The following is a 15148-nucleotide window of genomic DNA, read 5'->3' on the forward strand; positions in this document are numbered from 1 at the left end:
TAGTAGCATAGACTACTGACTATCTTAATACTGCATATTGGAGAACATAATGAATATTTTAGTTGTTGAAGATGAGCCAAAGATAGGTGAGTATTTAAAGAAAGGACTCACTGAGTCAGGCTACATTGTTACTCTCGCCACAAATGGAATTGATGGTCGCTTTTATATACTTAGCCATGAATTTGACTTAATAATACTAGATATTATGTTACCTGGGATTAACGGATGGCAGCTTCTTGAGGAAATTAGAAATATAAACATTCAAGTACCTGTCATGTTCCTGACGGCAAAAGATGGTGTCGGAGATAGAGTAAAGGGGCTAGAGTCTGGAGCTGATGATTATCTTTCAAAACCATTTGCATTCACTGAACTACTAGCCAGAATAAAAAACCTTCTTAGGCGATCCAAAGACAATCATATTGAAGAGGTTATATCAATTTCAGATTTGATTATAAACATCAAATCAAGAACAGTTAAGCGGTCGGGTAAAAAACTACATCTCACCCCTAAAGAATATCTATTACTTGAGTTATTAGCTCGGCGGCATGGTGAAGTATTACCTCGCTCATTAATTGCCTCTTTGGTATGGGATATGAATTTTGACAGCGATACAAATGTAATAGATGTTGCAATCAGAAGATTAAGAGCCAAGGTTGATGATGATTATCAAATAAAATTAATTCATACTATTCGAGGAATGGGATATAAATTAGAAGGTGCTGGCGATGAAGAGTAACATGCCTATAACTATACGTGCTATGCTTTTTGTTTCTGTCGCCATAACGATCAGTATGATTTCCTTGTTATTTTTGGTAGAGACATCTATCAAAAATCATTTCTTAGACCTTGATAATGAAACGATAGATAACAAAACGATTATTATCGAGCAGTTTTCAAAGCGCATAGATGCAGTTCAAAGAATTATCAATTGGGATACAATCAATCCTGACTCTAATTTTTATATCGAGATATTAAAAGATGGTAAAAATATATATAGGAGTAAACGAGACAGCTTTAATTTGAGAAAGTTCAGCAATACACTAATTCATGTATCTGAAACTGACACTTCCGCTCCACATAAATATCTCAGTAAAAACATTAATTTTAAAAAAAATGATAACTCCTATTCAGTCGTGTTCTATTTAGACTCAAGTGTTCACTCTCATTTTTTGTCTGACTTTAGGATGCAGCTATTAATCATAGTCTTTGGTGTTTGGGCGATCATAATATTGTCTACATACTTGGGTATAAGGCAAGGCCACAAACCTATTTATATATTAAGCAAACATATGTCGACTATTCAGGCTGAACAGTTGAGCTCAACATTAGAACCCAACCAATATCCGAGAGAGTTAAGGGAGTTGGTTGACTCATTCAATACCATGCTATCTAAACTAAATAATAGTTTCGTTAAGTTATCTGATTTTTCAGATGATGTAGCGCATGAACTAAGAACCCCATTAACCAATATAATCATGCAGGCTCAAGTTGGGTTAAATCAAGACAGGAGCATCTCCGAATATAAAGAGTTCCTATATTCAATTCTGGAAGAGCTTGAGCGTTTGGCAAAGATGGTTAGCGATATGCTGTGGATTGCCAGGTCAGACAAAGGTTTGATTTCTGCAAATAAAGAATTTTTAGATTCAGAGAATGAACTTTCTTCTATTTTAGATTTCTTTATGTATTTAGCAGAAGAAAAAAGCCTTACGTTTAACGTTGCAAATACTAATAAGATTATATTTGCTGACAAAATAATGTTTCGTCGTTCGATATCCAATCTGATATCTAACGCAATAAAATACTCAGAGAGCAACTCTGCCATTAGCATCTCAATATCAAACGATGAAGGAAATAATTCTATCATTGAAATAAAGAACAAATGCAAAGATATATCTTACGATGAATCCTTGAGAATGTTTGATCGATTTTATAGGGCAGATTTATCAAGATCTAGCAATAACGATAGTGTCGGGTTGGGTCTATCGATTGTTAAATCGATAACCGAAGTTAATGGAGGAAAGGCTTGGAATAAATTAAGTGGTGACTACATTTCATTTTATTTATTATTCCCAGCTCGGCGTTTTTCAAGATAGTTGTCGCGCAAAGCTGTTTTAAGCAGCCTCTTTTTGCTCCGGCTCGGGTTTCTCGGGCCGCTCCGGATTTAGCATCACGGCACCGATAGGTGTCCAGTATCGCGTCTTGCCACTCCACCTCGCTGGGTGTTGTGCTCGGGCGGCCTGGTACACAGCATCCCGTTTCGCCAGCAGGGCTTTATCGTCACCCCGATGCCGCTCGTTGGGTGTGACGAAGCGGATACGGCTATGCCGGTGCTCTTCGTTATACCAGGCCATAAAGTCGCGCACCCACTCCCTGGCCGCTTCCAGACTGGCAAAGCCGTCTGATGGCCACTGCGGACAGTACTTCAGCGTCCTGAACAATGACTCCGAGTACGGATTATCGTTGCTGACCCGAGGCCGTCCCGGCGAGGGCGTGTCACCCAGGTCATGCATCTTGGTCAGCAGCGTGACTGACTTCATTGGCGCGCCGTTGTCCGAGTGCAAGACCAGCGGCTGCTTCCAGCACTGCTCGCGGATGATGCTCCGTTGCAGCAACGCCGCCGCCCGTTCACCGCACTCTTGCTCATGCACTTCCCAGCCCACCCCTTTGCGGCGGTAGATGTCCTCTATCAGATAGAGGTAGTAATACTGGCCGCGCACGAGTGACGGCAAGTAGGTGATATCCCAGGACCACACTTGATTGGGCCCAGTCGCGGTATGGCTGGTTGGTACCGGCACATGACGCGGTGGCTGGCTCCGGCCACGCCTGTGCTGCTGGTCAGCCGCCCGCAAGATGCGATAGAAGCTCGACTCACTGGCCAAGTAGCGCCCCTGGTCGGCCAGCCGTGGCACAATTTGACTCGGCGGCAACGAGGCGAACTCCTGGCTATTGCAGACGTCCAGCACGGCCTGCCGCTCCTCTGGGCTCAATGCATGAGCAGGTATGGAACGAACCGCATCCGGTCGCCTATCGGCACTCAGCTCAGGCCCGGCCAACCAGCGCTGGAGCGTGCGCAGACTCAGCCCCAACACCTCGGCCGCAGGATGCTTGCGGGCGCCAGCTTCAAGCGCTTCGCGCCACCATGCAACGTATTGCTGCCGCTCTGGCAACGAGGTCAGTTGTCCTCGTCGACGTTGCTCCAGTAGGCATCGAGCTTTTTTTGCAATATCAGCAGAGCTGCCGCCTCGGCCAGGGCCTTGTCTTTGCGCCGCAGCTCTTGCTCCAGTTGTCGGATACGCTTCTTGCCCGCTTTGGCCTGTGCCTTCTCCGCCTGTTGTAAGGTACGAGCGGATTGCTGGCCCAGAATACAGGCTTGGCGCCATTGCTGGACTTGCTCGGGATAGAGACCCTTACGGCGGCAGTACTCACTGAGTTCAATCTCGGAAAGCGCAGCGGTTTCCAGCACGACGGCGAACTTGGCCTCGGCGGGCCATTCATCGGTCAGTTTGTTGTCCCCGGGCACAGGAGACCCTCCGTCTTTGGCGTGTTTGCGCCAATTATACAGAGTGACCTCGCTGATGTTTTCCTGCCGAGCCAACTCGGCCACCGACATATTGATGGGCGGCAGCAGCTTCTTGAGCAAAGCAGCCTTGCGCTCACTTGAATAACGAGCCATTCGACACTCTTTATCCGCCCCCGGTCTTCACATTTAGATTATTCAGATTAGGCGACAACTATTCTGACACCGGGGGACTGGAAACAATACAACCTGGCGTTGGCTCAACATAGTTTTCCTGACCATCTGAAGGAATGAACACGTCTTCAGGCGGCATCCATCATGGCTGGTATTCTGCGTTAATATTCAAGCCCATATTCAGGCTGCTCCTGCAAGCCCTGGATAGCTTCATCAACTTGCTGTTCACTGGCTGCCCCACTCCAGTAACCAGGCTACAGTTCTATTAACAAACAAGCTAATATGGAGGATATAAACTACGAGTAGCCGACCGCTGGTGTATCAGGTGATTGATGCAATTCGACTCTAAATCCATAGCGAATGCGAATGAAAGCGTATAACTACAGCGAGGAGAAGTAGCGGTTTTGGCGCAGGTTTCATTCAATTGTTGATGTGGCCACCTATCAGCTGAGGCCCGCCTGGAGACGGTTGTACCGACCTTGCTCAATCACTTGCGGCGCAAGATAGAGCAGGTTAGTGTTGATGGTTACCATGGCACCAAAGCGTGTCACCTCCTTCTGAAAAATAGGGAGCAGGGCCATTTTTTCTCACAGTAGCTCTATTTATTAACTTCAATGTATGTTCTTCCTGCTTCTTATAAAAAGCAGTTGATTATGTTAATTTTTATCATTATCCGTAAAGTTTAGAACTGAATTATGAAAATCAAAGAGGGGCCTGAACAGGCCCCTCTTTGATTTTCATATAGGCTCAGATAGCCTCTTATTTAACGACAACCTCTCCAACCATACCAGCTTCCATATGACCAGGTACAAGACAAGCAAATGATACTGTACCTGCTTTATCAAATTTCCATAGCACTGCACTCTTCTGACTGGGTGCAAGAGAGATCATGTTTGGCATGCTATGTTTCATCTGCATACCTTGCATTTGTTGCATCATTCCCGCATGCTCTTTGAGCTCTGAGGTTGTTCCGAGAACGAACTCATGTGGTAGTTTTCCATTATTCTTTATAAAGAATCGGATTGTTTCACCTTGTTTGACCGATATCGTTTTCGGTGTAAACCGCATGGTGTCATCCATAGATACGTCAATGGTTCTAGACACATCTTTGGCAACACCAGGGGAACCAGCCATACTCCCCATGTCATGCCCCATAGGAGCTGGATTCCCCTTCATTGAACTCATGTCATGGTTCATGCCATTCTTCATTGAGTTCATGTCATGACCTTGCTCAGAAGCCATCACACCCGTAGAAATTACTATCACAGCAGCAGTAATCATTTTGAATTTCATACATTACCTTCCTTATGTAATCAGAGCCAGAATCTGGCACCTGCAATAAATCTCGTATCAGATGTACTCTCCCCATGATCTTTTGCTAGATCGTATGTATTGCCAGCGAGAGTTTTCCATTCAACGCCTATGTAAGGAGCAAACTGCCTACTTATTTCATAACGTAACCGCAAGCCAGTGCTGATGTCTGAGATACCTCGCCCAACAGACATATCATCATTATCTTTACTGTAAATATTCATTGCAGCTTGGGGCTGTAGTATCAATTTCTGAGTAAGTAAGAGGTCATATTCCGCCTCTAGGCTTAAAAGCATTAGACCATGCTGATCTACAAATAAAGAGGAGTCAACCTCAAACCAATATGGCGCTAATCCTTGTAGGCCAAGGGCAAGCCATCCTTTATCGCTTCTAGATTGATATGTATCATATCTTGCTCCAAAAAGGATGTCCCAGTATGCAGATGTAGCATACCCATAAAGAACTTGGTTTTCTGTATCCTGTAATGAATTTTTATATTCACCTTCAGATTTAAACCATATTTTTTGATAGTCTTTCCCTACCCAAGCAAGGGCTTTGTAGGAAGCATAATTTTCCTCTCGTCCATTTGAATATTCAAGCCTGTCAATTAACAGAGAAGAAAAGGTATGTTCATCTGCTAAGGAAAGCTGCTCTCTGCCTTCAAAAAGGCTTGGGCCTGAACTAAGTGTGAGTCCATCAGAATATTCATCAGGGCTTCTTTGTTCGCTATCCTCAGATGCGGTTAAATCAGGGTGATAGCCGCTAACAGCATCTTTTGACTCCTCAGAAAAAGAAAGAGAAGCAAATAACCCAAGGCTGATCAACCATATTCCATTTTTTACTATACTTTGAATTAGCATTATTTATTTCCTCAAGAAACCACTACTTCACGGAACATTCCAGCATCCATATGGAACATAATATGACAGTGCCAAGCCCAACGGCCAATGGCATCAGCGGTCACAAGAAAACTAATTCGTTGTGCTGGCTGCACAGGTATTGTGTGCTTTCTTGCCAAAAAGGAGCCATCTTCATTCTCAAGTTCACTCCACATACCATGTAAATGCATGGGATGGGTCATCATGGTGTCATTGTGGAGAGTAATTCTAACTCTTTCTCCATAATTAAAATGAATTGGTGTTGATTTACCGAACTCAACGCCATCAAACGACCATGTATAGCGTTCCATATTTCCAGTCAAATGAAGTTCAATTTCGCGTTCTGCTGGTCTTGGATCTATGGGCCCACCTTTAGTTTTCAGGTCTGCTAACGTAAGCACTCTTCTCCCATTATTACGTAGCCCTACACCAGGGTCATTCAGATTGCGTCTTGGTGTATCTACCCTCGCATCAACACTGGGCCCAAACTCTGTACTGGCATGCCTAACCTTGCTTGGCGGTGTAGCATTACTCATACCAGCCATAGAACCATGATCCATACCAGCCATGGAGCTATGATCCATCGTTGGCATTGCCCCCGATGCCATGCCAGGCATTGAGCCATGATCCATACCTGCCATAGAGCTATGATCCATCGCTGGCATTGCCCCCGATGCCATGCCAGGCATTGAGCCATGATCCATACCTGCCATAGAGCTATGATCCATCGCTGGCATTGCACCTGATGCCATACCAGGCATTGAGCCATGATCCATACCTGCCATGGAGCCGTGATCCATTCCGTCCATGGAGCCCATCATATCTTCCATTGAAAGAGGCTCAGGTTTGTCTACAGTAGGAATCGGAGCTGAAAGGCCAATCGCCGTCGACAACGTACCTCGGGCAAAACCAGTACGATCCATCGACTGTGCGAAAATCGTATGGGCGTTATCGATGGGTTGAACAATGACATCGTAAGTTTCACCAGGGCCGAAACGAAACTCATCTACGTCTATAGGTTCAATATCAACACCATCGGTTTGTACAACCGTCATTTTTATGCCTGGAATTCTGACATCGTAAAAAGACCCTCCAGCACCATTTATAAATCTAAGTCTGATCTTCTCACCTTTATTGAAGACACCAGTCCAATTTCCATTAGGGGTTGTTCCGTTCATTAAATAGGTTAAAGTTGCAGAGGATAAGTCAGCCAAATCTGTAGAATTCATTCTCATTTCATTCCACATCTGGCGTTTGGTGAAGGCAACCTTTAATCCACTGTTGCTGACATCGTTAATGAAGTCGATAGCTGTAGGCTGATTAAAATTATAGTAATCACTTTGCGATTTCAATTTTGATAAAATTCGCATCGGGTGCTCATCTGTCCAGTCTGACAAGAGAACAACATAATCTCTATCGGCTGATATAATCTCGCCTTCTTTTGGCTCTATAATTAAAGCGCCATACATTCCCGTCTGTTCTTGAGAACCAGAGTGAGAGTGATACCAATATGTACCGGACTGTTCCAACGTGAATTTATATGTGAATGTCTCTCCTGGTTTAATACCATTGAAACTAATACCAGGTACGCCATCCATTTCAAATGGAAGTATTATACCATGCCAATGAATAGAGGTAGGCTCACTGAGCTTATTGGTAACACGAAGAGTAACCTCATCGCCTTCCTTTAAGCGTAATGTCGGTGCAGGTATGGAGCGATTGACAACCGTGGCAATTCTTGTACTTCCAGTAAAGTTGACAACAACTTCTTCAACTACCAGATCGATTACTGTTCCACTTAAAACTGAGCTGTAAACCTTTTGCGGCAGTTCTTCTTTAGCGTTAATTGACATAGGAATCGATGCCACAACTCCGCCAGCAGCAATCCCTTTAACAAACTTTCTTCTTGAGATAGAAGGATTAAATCCATTTTTACTATGAACATCATTCATAAGCGCCTCCATTTCATCACAGCTGTGATGTGTGATGATGCTCATTATAGAAATCAATGTACAATTACAATACTGTCATTTTTCTCAATGCGTAGAAAAAAATGCGCCAAACTTACGTTAAGCGAATGATTTTATTTGCTTTATCTGTTTCGCCCACTACCCATTCCATGCTGAAGTTCAATCACATGGACATCACCGTTGTAGCTGACTTTGACTGTGTTGATACTTTTGTCCATGGGGAGTTGCAGTTGCTTTGTCTTCCCAGGAGTAGCCATTACAGTACCCAGTTTAGTGTCATCCAGGGTAGATACACTCACAGTGTCGGTACTAAGTGCGTTGGCACTCCAATCCATATATATAATGTTATGCCCAGCACGAACGTTATAAGGCACCGGAGCCTGAGCAAAGGCGGAGAAGCTTCCGACGACCAGCGTACATGCCATGAATGCACCAGTTTTAATATTCATAAACCACCTCATTTAATTATGACTCAAGTTACGTGACTCATTATATACTGTGAGTCATTACATGAAGCTGTCACAAAAATTACAAGTTAGTAATAAACCTATCGAAGAGTATTTGGGGAAAGCTGGATGACTTAATGAGGACATACCCTAGTTTTTGACCTGCTCAGATAGAGATTCGGTTCAACCCAATCATCGTCGGCCTGATGTGGGCCACCTTCGGCTGGAAAGTGACAGTGTTGTATGCCGTGATTGCAGCAGGAGTTTCCGTACTGACGAGTATGTTGCTGGACATGCTGGGGTTTGAGCGTCATGTAATTGACTCCAAAGAGGCAAAGCAAAGCAGCTGTGGCACCGGTTGTGGCACCACGACACAAGAACCGAACCAGCCAGTGTGAGTGCAACAGCTTGAATGGTATCAAGTCCGTCAAACCGCTAAAGGCTCAGACATCCTGCCGTACCGTACAACCCGATGAGACCGCGCCAACTATCTCTTGCTGCGCAGCTGGCACTGACCCAGGCCCCAGTCATTCCTACGGCCTTCGCAAAGCGCGTATCGATGCCTGGCAACAATTCAAAGAAGTGCTGCCTTACTTGTTGCTGGGAGGGCTGATAGGGTCATTTATCTATGGTTTCATCCCAGCCGAGGGATAACGGCCTACGCAGGGGCAGACAACCCGCTGGCGATCCCATTTAGCGAAGTTGTGGGTATTTCGCTCTATATTCGGGCAGAAGCAGTTATCCCTCTGGCATCGGTATTGCTGGGCAAAGGGATGGGCACGGGAGCTGTGATGGCGCTGATTGTCGGTAGTGCGGGGGCCAGTCTGACCGAGGTGGTCCTGCTCAAATCGATGTTCAGAACACCTATGACTGTGGCGCTCCTGACCGTAACACTGGGGATGGCCGTCATGATGGGTTACCTGACCCAACTGCTGTTTGCATAAATGAAAATGGCCTTCTGAAACAGAAGGTCATTTTACACGAGGAAGTTACTTGGCTATTGATGAGTGGGTGTTGATAAACAACCTCATCAGCTGGAACAACAACGCAGCCACTGAAATACCCAAGACCAGAATACCGATCTCGGCCAGGTTAGGCACATAGTGCTGTATAGCACCAAACCAGGTCGATATTGGCCCAAGAGACACCAACTGTCCGCTGATCACAAAGGCAACCTCATGAATCACACATGAGCAAAGTGATGAGCTGTAACTAGGCCTTTCTTTACCCATACGGCACTTCGACAACCAATACATGTGCAATTGCATCCTTTTCCACTAACAACGTCTTTGACATCAACGATATGGCCGTTGTCATCAAGAGCGCGAGTCATCAGGATTCTTGCCATCTCTATCCTACCCACAAGTGGATCTATGTATAAAAGCACATCAGTTTATTCAGTTAAATTGGATGCTTTAACTACATAAGTAGTTACAACACTTCCATGAAAAATCATACACTTACATTTAATTGTTTTGAACTTCATCAAATTCCAATTGGATTTAGACGTATGACCACTACCCAGGTGAGATCATTGGGCTTTGGAGAATGCGTAGGAGCGGGCTGGTAATCAGGAAGGGGGGATGGATGCAGTACGGTGGAAGGCTCTGAAATTGATACCAATGGCAGTATACCCGAAAGTAGCCAAAACAAGACACCGGTTTTAGGTCGGTGTCTTGTGATAACTAGAACTGTACAAGTCATTTCTGCTTATAGTCTAAATCTTGACTGTCCAGAATTGCTTCCAACGCCTCTGCTAATCCTGGATCTGAAAGTACTGTTCCTGCTGGAATCGGCCGCTTAGCTATCAGACACCCATCATTGTTGAAAGACAAACTCGGGTTAGATTGATTGAGCAGGTTTGAGATAACTTCCCGATTCAACTCACTCAATATTGTTGCTACCAAATTAGTAGTCCCTATCTCCATAGATACAACTGGTAATTTCTCGATGTTTCTCAATGCGTCATTTTGAGCCTTTAGCGAGCGGACTTGGCCAATGAATATCATCATTTTATGCTGAAGAACTGGATCACTAATTTTTGCTAGATCTTGTTCATCAATTTGGATTACTCCATTATCAATTGTCTCAGTAATCTTAACCTTCTTCGCCGCCAGAACCTCTATCCAAGCATCGATTAAAATGGGATAAGGATTTTGGCCATTACGTTTGTTGTAAATAGTTCTAGTCGAGATCTTATACCCTTGTGTTCCTAATATTTTTACTACAGATGCAGCAGAAGGCGTTGAACCCTGTTTTACCAGCTTTGCACAAACCTCATGGATATTCGCAAGCATTTTCCTTTGGTCTGCTTTTCTATTTTTTGATAATTCCTGATACAAATCCTCTACTTGGCTAATTGTTACGGGTATCATTGATCATTTTCCTTGTGCAAAATCTGACTAGATAACTGTAGTCTTGCCATTTCACGCGGCATACTAGGGGTAAAGCCAAGCTCTTCCAGGGTCACACTACCTGATTGCAATGCTACTATTTCATCTCCTGTAGCTCTAGTTACAAGGAGTTTTGCCAGGCTATCTGCAACTCTCCGTTTTTCATCTATTGTCAGCGGTAGCATCATGAGAGGCTTATATCCGTTGTTTAGAAGGATAATATTCATCACCTCATCACGTTCTCGCTCATAGTTTTCATCACGGTCATTGATATAAATTCTGCTAGCCTGAACAACGAGATCTAGTGTTTTGAAATTGCTAGGTGACTCAGCATATTCTATATCGAAGTGGCTTTGTGAGTGCACAACAAGATCAATCCCCCCTTCAGGACTTCCATCTGGTATCTGACGAATTTTACTGATGAGATTATGAGTCGCATGAAGCGAACGGATCAGAGTATCTGTTTCATTACTAAGGCGCTCAATTATTGAGTGTAATTTGTTAATATCAGTCCTCAATTTTGCATCAGGCTTTTCTCCAGCCTTCACGGCGGTTCTCAAATTAACCTGAAGTTTATTTACATTTTCGGTGGCATCTTGAGTTGCCTTTATCTTTCTCTCTATCTCAAGTAGTAATTTGTTTCCGTGTACTATCAACTCCATTTTCCAAGGAGAACCGGTGATGAAATGACGGCAATTAATACAGTCTTTATCTGAAACAGCTCCATAAGTATTAGTTTTCCCATTTTTACGAATAACTTCTCCACCATCGTAACACCTCGTACCACCGTATGGACAAATTCCTAGATGGGTTGCATTCCAAATACCGACAATGGCAGTACAATTTCTGCTTAATGCGATTGCAGCATCTTCACTATTGTATGCTGCATATTTTTTCACCTCATCCCACGAAGAACTCTTAATCCATCGTGCAAAGTCCTCCTGTTCCCTTAGCAGGATATTGTTACTGGCTTCATTCAGTATTTCTGTGACGTGAGCTACCGAATGCTTTATATAATAGAGGGTCATTGTCAAGCTTTTGTGCCCAGCAACAAGCTTACTAAGCACATCAATTGGAACCCCTTGTTCTGCCAGTGAGGTTAGTCCGGCGACCCTTAGTCCATGAGGTGTAAAGAATACTAATTGGGGCTGTCCAACCTCATTCCAATTAAGAACAAGTTGGATATCCAGCCCCTCTTCATTAAGCTGCTTTTCCAGTTCAGCCATTGCTAGATTCCAATACTGAACAAGAGAGCGCTCAGTTGGAGGAACCATACCAGTTGCAGCACTACGTTTCGAGTTCGTGCCCGAACGGAAAAGATAAAAACGGTCAGGAATACTATCTGCGATAGCCTGATTGGCTGTTTGAGGAAATACAGAATCTGGAATTTCTCTGGCAGTAACAGGTGTATGACACGGATTATACTTTTCCTGCCATTCTCTCAATTCTGTTGCCAGACGGATTATCTCTGGGTGCTTCCAAGGAATTTCATAACCAGAAAATTCACTGTACCCCACATCTTTGTCTGCTGTTTTATTGGAATTTATATAAAGAACCAGATTCTGGTCGCCATTCTCTAATGAGCGAGATTCTCTCAGCAAACCACGGTCATAAACTTTAGCCTGAGGATCGTTTTGCCAAAAATTAGCAGTACTTGATTTATTAGCAACCCATTTATTTAACTCTGGCGAGAATTTTTTAGTATCACCCTCTCCAGAGTCACACCGCAGCAACTGAATACGCCTAACTGGGATTTCTAACATCATAAGGTAGATGTATGTAATAGACGGCAGCCAGAGAGGCTCATCCAGCTCGTTTGTTAAGTAGTTGCTATACTCACTGCTTAATGTTTTTGGCCATGCATAGTCCTCTCCTGAGAGTAAATCTCTTAACCTCATTCTGAGCCACAATGGCATAACTTCCTTAGTGGAAGATCCAGGCACATCTATATCACTTTTGTGCGAATTCAAAAAAGATTTAAGTGTCTGTGGGCGAACCAATGGGTATGCGACAGAAAATTTTTCACCATTTTCTTCGATATCAGATAAATAAGTCTCGATAAACCAGTTGGAAAAATTAGTGTTGTATCTAACAAAATCGCAGAGTGCCGCCTCACTTGAAAAAAACTTTTTATGAAGTTTCTTTTCCGACCATTCTAAAAAATCTACAGGTGGTGGAGAGCTAAAAAATTCTTCAGGAGATGGTATTTGGGTGCCAAGATAGACATCCTCCAAGAAGATACGAAATCGATGAAATGCAGTATGGTAAATTTTTAACGTATAATTACCAGTTGACTCAATATAGTGGTTCCAACGCTCAACCCATGAAACAAGATGTTCAGGTGGCTTGACCAGAAGATCTTCGCCTTTGTTTACCTTATCTGAGCGTTTTACATGAATGGCGTTAGAGAAGTTTTTTCCTTTTACCATTACATTCAGTAGTTCAGCCACCCCCTTTAAACCTGCTTTATCATGAATGCTAACATCATCAATATATCGTTCACCGTCTGTTCTTATGGGCGCTAAGAACTCCTTCCAGTCCTCCATAGTGACGTCATTAAGGTATTGCCTCTCCATCAGAAAAAGAAGTTCACTCGCAGCAGTTATAATATTATTGACGAGAGTGGCTCTTGCTCGCTCGCTTTTTGGGCTATTAGCAACCCCATGAGAGGCTATATCCTTTTCAAGCCTATCTACTATTGACTTTGGGACAAGTAGCCTTCTTAAATTTTTGGGTATGTACGACTGTCCATACCTAGCGTAAAAAAATTCAGACGTTATCATCCATTTACACGTTTTGTAGTTTTTTATCAAACGCTCCAGAACATTTTCAGCCTCTCTTGAAACCTTTGACGCAGCAAAAGGGGAAATGATCATCACAGATAGGGCTATTTCATCATTTTGTTCAATTGCGTTGCCATTTCTTGCACTGATACCGCGCAATTTCATTTGACCATTCCTATATTGTTTAGTTGTGAGCTAAGTGTGTAACTGGCCAAGATCTTCTGAACCTTATCTGGTGGTAGTTTTTTGTATACTTCTTGAGCATCAATGGTTCGATGGTGCATTACATCCTTAATTATCTGGGGCTCAACTCCAGCTTCGGCCATTACATGTCCAACGTGATGCCGTAACGCATGCGGATTGAGTCCATAATCTCGACCACGCGGCAACTTCCGCCCAAGTATCTTCTCCAACCGCCCTAGAGCCCTCTCAAAAGATTTATCGAATGCAGCCATTGAGTAAGGAGCACCTCGATAGCTGATGTTTGCCCCACGATCTTCACCATTAGATACAAATAAAAATGGATGTTCTGTTCCGTGATTAGCCTTGTAACTCTTCATTAGTGAAGGACGATAGCGGTTCATGTAGAGCAAATACATTTCCCAAAACAGGAACGAGTACGACTCATGTATGAAATAAACAGGCGCTGACAGCGTTTTTTTATCTACGGCCAGAGATTTCCAAGTAGCATGGTGACTTCTGCTAGCACCACTCCGATTTCTAGGTAACATTTTCCTCTGAGCTAGGTACTGCTCTCTGGTTTGTTTGTTGCCTCTAAAACCTGTTTGTGAGCCTGAGGGATGAAATAAGGTTACTGCGCACCCTCTAGCAGGTTCAGGCACGACATCATTAAACCAGAGATGAAATGGCTCCCCTTTTCTAAGCCCACCGCCTGCAAGCAATATAGTGATCATTTTGGCCGTTATGTCCTCTCGTTCAAATGGATCAGTTGCATGAGGATCACGAATAAAGCCATGTGTTATTAGCTGAGGAATTAGCTCTGAAGGGAAGTTGTTGACAGTTCGAATGTTACCTATCGACTCTCGTGGATCATTACCCAATTCCATACCAAAAAACTTCCTCGCCTTATCCAACCCTTCCGCCAGCATGTTGACGTCCTTGGTGTGATATAGCATGGATTTACTGGCTATTATTTTACTAGCCGTCAGCAGCCTCCTTAGGCTAGGTGGGACTTCTTCTAAATACCGAAGGAAAACCGGATCCTCTTTCCTGCTGGTTTCATCTTTCCAAGCGATAAACCTAGTTATGCTAGAGCACATCTTTTTTTGCACAGAAACCGAACCAGGGGCCCAATAAAGACCTGTCTTGTCTTGATAGGTCTCGGGATCAATAGTGCCATGGCAAAGGGACAGCGAGAACCGCCGGAAAAGCTCTTGTCTTGATAGACCTAAATCGGCGACAGCAACGGAGAAATCATATAGCAGGCCCAGCGCTCTAGACGTTTGTCTGGCCCACGACAAGCTAGTATTTGGGCGAGCTTTGAAGTACTCAACAAGAGGCCAGAAAACAGACAGCCCGTTTGGAGTAATCAAGTATAACATTGGTAGCTTCATGGTTGAGACATCAGCCAACTTCTGGATGATCACAACATGAGACCTACCTATTGGAGAATTCTCACCCAACCTCAAAGCAACACTCCTTTAACATGACGTTCC

The 15148-nt window shown here is 43.8% G+C and carries 11 protein-coding genes and 1 pseudogene; 4 read left to right on the forward strand and 8 right to left on the reverse strand.

What is annotated here, in order from left to right; translation table 11 throughout:
* The first annotated feature begins 49 nt into the window (after positions 1–49).
* Both OC537_RS07380 and OC537_RS07385 read left to right on the forward strand, forming a co-directional pair.
* Positions 50–736 (forward strand): heavy metal response regulator transcription factor, encoded by a 687-nt coding sequence (locus OC537_RS07380; RefSeq protein ID WP_021140716.1) that lies wholly within the window; start codon positions 50–52, stop codon positions 734–736.
* On the forward strand, positions 726–2093 hold the full coding sequence (locus OC537_RS07385; protein WP_087756361.1) for a heavy metal sensor histidine kinase: 1368 nt from the start codon (positions 726–728) through the stop codon (positions 2091–2093). Before OC537_RS07380 ends, OC537_RS07385 begins: the two co-directional genes overlap by 11 nt.
* An 18-nt stretch (positions 2094–2111) precedes the next feature.
* On the opposite strand, the gene OC537_RS07390 is transcribed toward OC537_RS07385, so the two are convergent.
* Positions 2112–3673 (reverse strand): IS3-like element ISAs20 family transposase gene (locus OC537_RS07390; RefSeq protein ID WP_262110631.1). Its coding sequence is split into 2 segments (ribosomal slippage): positions 2112–3211 and positions 3211–3673, totalling 1563 coding nucleotides; the frame shifts between segments, so codons are not numbered across the junction.
* 417 nt (positions 3674–4090) lie between these two features.
* Here OC537_RS07390 and OC537_RS20675 point away from each other — a divergent pair.
* Positions 4091–4260, forward strand: a pseudogene (locus OC537_RS20675) (IS5/IS1182 family transposase); the annotation flags it as partial.
* Positions 4261–4450: 190 nt separating this feature from the next.
* Here the strand turns inward: OC537_RS20675 and OC537_RS07395 are convergent.
* The 4 genes from OC537_RS07395 to OC537_RS07410 all read right to left on the reverse strand — a co-directional run bounded on the left by OC537_RS07395 (position 4451) and on the right by OC537_RS07410 (position 8299).
* A complete protein-coding gene (locus tag OC537_RS07395) occupies positions 4451–4984 on the reverse strand; it encodes a cupredoxin family protein (RefSeq protein WP_087756363.1) in 534 nt (177 codons plus the stop codon).
* Between the two features lie 20 nt (positions 4985–5004).
* Complete coding sequence (locus tag OC537_RS07400) at positions 5005–5862, reverse strand: copper resistance protein B (RefSeq protein ID WP_262110632.1); 858 nt, start codon at positions 5860–5862, stop codon at positions 5005–5007.
* Between the two features lie 11 nt (positions 5863–5873).
* The gene (locus tag OC537_RS07405) at positions 5874–7832 is read right to left on the reverse strand and encodes a copper resistance system multicopper oxidase (protein WP_080989874.1); all 1959 of its coding nucleotides are present in this window, start codon (positions 7830–7832) and stop codon (positions 5874–5876) included.
* A gap of 140 nt (positions 7833–7972) precedes the next feature.
* Entirely contained in the window at positions 7973–8299 is a 327-nt protein-coding gene (locus OC537_RS07410; protein ID WP_158197851.1) for a hypothetical protein, read from the reverse strand.
* A gap of 683 nt (positions 8300–8982) precedes the next feature.
* Between OC537_RS07410 and OC537_RS07415 the strand changes: the two genes are divergently transcribed.
* Positions 8983–9240, forward strand: coding sequence for a hypothetical protein (locus OC537_RS07415; RefSeq protein WP_262110766.1), 258 nt, complete (start codon positions 8983–8985; stop codon positions 9238–9240).
* A 756-nt stretch (positions 9241–9996) separates the two neighbouring features.
* Here OC537_RS07415 and gmtX read toward each other — a convergent pair.
* Genes gmtX through OC537_RS07430 form a run of 3 tightly spaced genes read right to left on the reverse strand, consistent with a single transcriptional unit; the run spans position 9997 to position 15079 of the window.
* Positions 9997–10671 carry a gamma-mobile-trio protein GmtX gene (gene gmtX / locus OC537_RS07420; RefSeq protein ID WP_111809682.1) on the reverse strand — a complete coding sequence of 225 codons (675 nt, stop codon included), beginning with the start codon at positions 10669–10671 and terminating at the stop codon, positions 9997–9999.
* Positions 10668–13637: a VPA1269 family protein gene (locus OC537_RS07425; protein ID WP_262110634.1), complete on the reverse strand. Its 2970-nt coding sequence runs from the start codon at positions 13635–13637 to the stop codon at positions 10668–10670. Before OC537_RS07425 ends, gmtX begins: the two co-directional genes overlap by 4 nt.
* Positions 13634–15079 (reverse strand): tyrosine-type recombinase/integrase, encoded by a 1446-nt coding sequence (locus OC537_RS07430; protein ID WP_262110635.1) that lies wholly within the window; start codon positions 15077–15079, stop codon positions 13634–13636. The genes OC537_RS07425 and OC537_RS07430 overlap by 4 nt, the downstream gene beginning before the upstream one ends.
* Between the last annotated feature and the right edge of the window lie 69 nt (positions 15080–15148).

Origin of the sequence: Aeromonas sp. Marseille-Q5825 (assembly GCF_946892685.1) — a bacterium.
In the GTDB taxonomy this organism is placed as follows: Bacteria; Pseudomonadota; Gammaproteobacteria; order Enterobacterales; family Aeromonadaceae; genus Aeromonas; species Aeromonas rivipollensis.